At 51.3% G+C, this 5635-nt stretch carries 4 protein-coding genes; 1 reads left to right on the top strand and 3 read right to left on the bottom strand.

Going from position 1 to position 5635, the window contains the following annotated elements; all coding sequences use genetic code 11:
* Nucleotides 1-117 precede the first annotated feature (117 nt).
* Nucleotides 118-1410: a TolC family outer membrane protein gene (locus NMC31_RS23570; RefSeq protein ID WP_436651100.1), complete on the bottom strand. Its 1293-nt coding sequence runs from the start codon at nt 1408-1410 to the stop codon at nt 118-120.
* 846 nt (nt 1411-2256) lie between these two features.
* Between NMC31_RS23570 and NMC31_RS23565 the strand changes: the two genes are divergently transcribed.
* The gene (locus tag NMC31_RS23565) at nt 2257-3132 is read left to right on the top strand and encodes a LysR family transcriptional regulator (RefSeq protein WP_253899268.1); all 876 of its coding nucleotides are present in this window, start codon (nt 2257-2259) and stop codon (nt 3130-3132) included.
* Here NMC31_RS23565 and NMC31_RS23560 read toward each other — a convergent pair.
* Both NMC31_RS23560 and NMC31_RS23555 read right to left on the bottom strand, forming a co-directional pair.
* Nucleotides 3126-4487: an MFS transporter gene (locus tag NMC31_RS23560; protein WP_253899267.1), complete on the bottom strand. Its 1362-nt coding sequence runs from the start codon at nt 4485-4487 to the stop codon at nt 3126-3128. The two genes, NMC31_RS23565 and NMC31_RS23560, sit on opposite strands and share 7 nt — an antisense overlap.
* Before the next feature lie 135 nt (nt 4488-4622).
* A complete protein-coding gene (locus NMC31_RS23555; protein ID WP_149463565.1) occupies nt 4623-5315 on the bottom strand; it encodes a flagellar brake protein in 693 nt (230 codons plus the stop codon).
* Nucleotides 5316-5635 lie beyond the last annotated feature (320 nt).

The raw sequence follows: 5635 nt of genomic DNA, 5'->3' as shown, positions 1-5635 counted from the left end.
AGGAGGCTCCTTTATAAGTAATCTGCGGAACTGCGTTTTCCTGAGATGGCGAATAAGGGAAGCCCTGAGAAATCAATCCCATTTTTCACAATCTGGCGCGCATTTATTTTTTGCGGGCTATTTCAGTTCCGGTAGTGTCGAGGTTACGTGTTTTTGTATTCCTACTAACGGTAATAGATTGTCTGTTGCGGCGGCATAATTCACCGCCGCGCTCCAGCCATCGAAATCAGCAAGGGTTTGCGAGTAGGCAGCCTGATAGACATCCTGCTCAACGCTGAGCAAATCGTTCAGACTACGTTTGCCTAATTTGTACTCATCCTTGTATACGTCACGGGTGCGAATCGCATTGCGGTGCTGTAATGCGCCAGCAGCTTCACGCCCCTGCGCACCACGCCAATCGGCGGCGGCTACCGAAGCTTTTTGCAGCACATCAAACTTTGCCTGATCCACCCGTGAAGAAGCCATTTTCCGCGCTTCCTGCGCCTGAGCGATACGCGCAGAAACCGCGCCCCCCTGGTAAATAGGCGCATCCACCACCACCTGAATTTGATCATCCCAGTAGTTGCGGTTGCTGGATTCATAGCGCGTGCGTCCGCCACGAACACTCACCGACGGCCAGTGTTCGGATTTTGCACCCTCGACGTTGTAACGTGATGCCTGCTCGCTGGCTTCGGCGGCCATCACCGCCGGAATGTAGGAGTATTCAATTTCAGCGAGCGACTTTTGCTCGAGGGCTAAAGCCTCAGGCAAAGGGCGATAGGTTTTTGCGGTGATCCCAGTCAGCACGCCGAAGCGCGCCGTCGCGCTTTCCAGACCAGCGCGATACTGCTCAAGCGTTGCCTGCATTCCGGCCATACGCGTTTCGGTTTGCAGCACTTCGGAACGGGAGTTGAGCCCCGCGTTTGCGCGGTACTCTGACAATTGACGAACGTTATCAAGCGCCTTCCAGCCCTCTTCTGACACGCGGATCAACGCCTGATAACGCAGAATATCGATGTAGGAAAGCGCCGTTTCTTCCGCGACGCTCGTAAAGGTGCTCATTAACTGGAAACGGTAGCTATCCCGTTGTGATGACTGTTTATCAATCGCGCTATTGGTACGACCGAAATCATATACCAGTTGAGTAATGCTCATTCCCCACTGGGCGGAGTTGTTCATTGAACCGCTGGAATCTGTCGTCCGGCTATGGCCGGTGCTGCCAGACAGCGCGACCTGAGGAAACCATGCGCTACGCGCCTCATCCACCATGCCCTCTCCTATACCAAGCTGGGCGGCCTGCTCATTGACGGAAGGATCGCGATTAAGCGCAAACAATATGCTCTCTTTCAAGTCCACCGCCGCCGCCTGTGCCATATCCGGGCGAGACGCCCAGGCCGGAGCAGGGGCAGAGATCGCCGGGGGGATCTGCATCACTAATACCGCAACAATAATTGGAAATAAGACTGTTATTTTCAGAGACGTCATCCTTTTCACTCATGTTGCTTTCCATGGTTACATTTCCGTTATTTCAAAGGCCAAACCAATATCTTGCGATGGCTTATGCGTAGAAATCATTAACGTTACTGATCAATATTCCATTCATAGTCTTTATAACCATGGGGTTAACCCAAGAACTTAGCAGCAAAATTGAAAAATTTTTCTATTGAGAATTTTCCTTAAGAAAAATCTAACACAACCCAAACCCTATATCCACACTAACTATGTAAGATTTTTGTTAATGAGATCGCATATTATTAAATCACACGAACCCACCCTCTCCCCATAGAGCGCTAAAGTAAAAAAAAGATCTGTTTCAACACGTTACGAAAGCCGATCTTAAGCAACGATCGACACTATTAGCAAACTTCCCCCTCTCAACTCTTGCTCATAGAAACATCTTCGTATCACTAAAAACACAACAAAATTAATTAATCACCGTTATTTATAGTTATATTTTACTTTTCTTTTATTAGCCAAACTTCTTAATTCCCAAAGAATACAAATCTAAACAATAGTTCAGGAAAATCGATCAATATACGTAATTATCGTGAGCAATCGGACATGGTGAAAACGTATTTTAGACGTCAAAGAAAAGGCTACACCCCAGATAAAACCAGGCGTTTAAGAGATTCCACAAAACGTTTTCAGAGGGGACCTAAATCACGCAGTGAGGTCTGCTATCCTTACGGCTCTCTCGCGGCAAAAAATGGACTACAGTAGATCTTCACCATTAAGAAAAGATAAACACTCGTCAATCCCTATACCGCAGGAGAATGCATGGAACTGCGCCATTTGCGCTACTACCTGGAAGTGTGTCGCACACTGAGTTTTTCACGAGCGGCGGAAAACCTTCATATCGCGCAGCCGCCGTTGAGCCGGCAGATCCAGCAGCTGGAATCAGAGTTGAACGTCACGCTCATCACCCGTACTCGCCCGCTGGCGCTGACCGAAGCGGGTGTTTATCTGTATCAGCAAATCGAGCCGCTCTTTAACCGACTGGAAGAGATAGCGCAGCAAACCCGGCAGATTGCCCATGCGTCTCGTGCACGTTTAATTATCGGGTTTGCGCCTTCCATGCTGTACGGGGAATTACCCTCGCTTATCCGGCGGCTTCACAATGAAAATGATATTGCCGTTGAGATGCAGGAGATGGTGACGCTGCGGCAAATTGAGGCGCTGAAGAAAGGTCGGATTGACGTCGGTTTTGGTCGTATTTATCTGCATGATAGCGAGATTGAACAGCTCACGATCCGTGAGGAACCACTGGTGGCTGCACTGCCGGGCAATCCTGCGCTAAACGGTAACCCGATAAGCCTGGCCGAGCTGAGCCTGCAGCCGTTTATCCTCTACCCTTCGCAACCACGCCCGGGCTATGCGGATCACACGCTGCGCCTTTTTGAACAGCATCGTCTGTGTGTCAACCCGAGCCAGCAGGCAAATGATATGCAAACGGCCATTGCGCTGGTCGCCGCAGGAATAGGCGTCGCGCTGGTACCTGAATCGGCAAGGCAAATTAACCATGAAGGCGTGCGCTATGTCGCCGTGAAAGAGCCTCATGTCACCTCGCCCATTATCCTGAGCTATCGCAAACATGAGGCCAATCCGCTGGTTGAACGCTGCAGAAATCTGCTGCGTCCTGCAAGCTGTCAGTGAACCGCGACTTCATCCTGCGGACCCGTCGCCTGTACATAACGGCGACGCAGCAGCAACAGGCTGGCAAAAGCGATCGCCAGCGGTACGATAAGCACCAGGAAGAAACCGCCCGTCCCTGCACCGCTCAACACAAGCCCGCCGATGGCTGAGCCCATAATCGCCCCCATGCGCCCCATGCCAATCGCCCATCCCATCGCGGTCGCGCGGACGGCCGCGGGATAGGTGGCGACCACCAGATAATTTAACGCCAGTTGTTGCCCGCCGACGCCAAACCCGGCAAAGGCGATAAGCAGGAATGAGGCCAGCCAAAGCTGTTGAGGGATTGCCACACTTAATGCCAGCGCAACTGCGATACCGACAGCAAACATCAGATAGTGGATCTTCAGCGTGTTGATACGCGGCAGGAACCATGACAAAGGCAGGGCGAAGGCAATAAATGCAGCATTGACCGTCACCGAGGCGTAGGGCGCATCGGCGGGCGCAAGGCCGGCCTGCTTGAGCAACGTCGGCAACCATGACAGCAGCATAAACCACGCCACCCAGTTGAAGAAGTAGACGCTCCAGATGCCCATGGTGGTCAGGCGCAGAGACCCGCTGAACAGATGGCTAAGACGAGAAACAGGTCGCGCGGGAACAGCGGCATCCTGAGTTGAGGCATCAGGCAGTACCACTTCACGCCCGGCGATGCGGCTGAGAATGGCGTTGGCTTTTTTCAGCGAGCGCGCGCTGCGGCGAGCGTAAAGGGATTCCAGCGAATCGGGAAGCAGGAAGAAAATCACCACCAGCAACAACAGTGGCGCGACGCCGCCGATCAGATAAATACTCTGCCACCCCCAACGCGGCAACATGTCTGCCGCCAGCAGGCCGCCGGACATGGCGCCTGCGGGAAGCGCCAGCAGCACGCCGGTCGTGACCAGCCCGCGATGGCGATGCGGAGAATATTCCGCCGCCAGCGATAGCAACACCGGCGTCGCGCCGCCCATGCCAAACCCGGCAATGACGCGCAAAATGAAAATGGTATCAAGATGGGTGCTCCACGCGGTCAGCAGCGTGGCGACGGAGAAAATCAGCACGCAGACCATCAGCGTGATGCGTCGGCCGACTCTGTCGCCCAGCATACCCAGCAGCATCGCGCCCACCGTCATGCCCACAATACCCGCCGTCAGCACCGGTGCCAGATTTTTGACATCCACGCCAAAGGCATCAATCATCGCAGGCCCGGTAAAGGCCACTGCCTGTGTATCAAAACCGTCAAACAGCGCCACCAAAAAGCAGAGAGCGATAACCCGCCACTGCAACGCCGAGAAGCGGATATCAATCACGCTTTTGATCAGTTCATCGCCCGCTTTATGCATCTCTCCTTCCCCATCTATTGTTTTATTAGCAGAAAGAGAATCTATAAGTTATTTTTATATTGAAAACCAATACCTTATAAAGAAAGAGATGATACCTTTTAGGTATATAGCTGCCCCGCTTGAGAAGGCGTGCCGCTATAATCGGTGTAAGCGTTTCTCTTCCAGCAGCAGTTTGATCACAATGCTATCAAGATTGCGCCGCATCGGTTCGCTGATACGTTTGAACTGACAGGAAAGATGCCAGGCAGGGGACGCATCATCAGAGGCCGCCATTTTTTCGCTGCTCAACACAAAGAGATCCGCCACAAGGGTACCGTGGCTGCCAAAATCCAGCTCAATATTACGCAGCGTGGTTCTGATTAACGCCTGGGCGCGTTCACCATCTTCCGCAATCAGCGCGCAGCCACCCGGCGACAGATCTTTAATTCGAAACTGATAATAGAGACCGTCGTTAAATTTTCCCTGCGCGGTGTAAACACGGCGATCGCTAAACGTTAAGCGGGGATGCTTTCGGCGTTGCGTAACATTAATGGCATCGGGATAGTGAATATACAGCCAGTTTTCGCCCTCGTGGGGATGAAACGCGGAAGCTGCGGCATGAAATTCGAATTTGCCGGTATCGGCAAAAATTTCGACCTCAAGATTTTCTTCCGTTTCCGGCGCATCGCCGTCCCACGGAACGTAAAAACCTGACGCATCCAGTTTTTGTATTTTGCAAAACACGTCAGCATTTTTGCTATGGATATCAACCAGACATCCTTTTTTGAGAGCCTCGCGAATAATCGCCACGCTCTCAAACAAACCCTGCTTCACGTATGATTCGTCCATAATTCTCTGACCAGAGGAAACTGCGCTTAACCACCCTGACAGGGTTAACGCAAGTATGCCAATAAGCTAACTGCTGAATAAGCAGACATCACTCTAACCACAAATGGCTGAGTTCCATAAATATGCTGAGTTTTTGCAATAGTGCCTGGCGAGATCAATACAGAATACGTTTATCTGTACTCAATATGTGAATTAGCTGTTAAGTCGTAAATTTATTGTTTAAAAACACATATGCCGGAGTAAACGCTATATGCCACTTTTTGCTAAAAAAAGAGCTCAGCGTCTTTCATTTATATTGCGGATGATTTTATCAGAATCAC

It is taken from the genome of Pseudocitrobacter vendiensis (assembly GCF_943590815.1).
Taxonomy (GTDB): Bacteria; Pseudomonadota; Gammaproteobacteria; order Enterobacterales; family Enterobacteriaceae; genus Pseudocitrobacter; species Pseudocitrobacter vendiensis.
The sequence above is the reverse complement of the archived record's forward strand: the minus strand, read 5'-3'. Positions and strand labels throughout refer to the sequence as shown.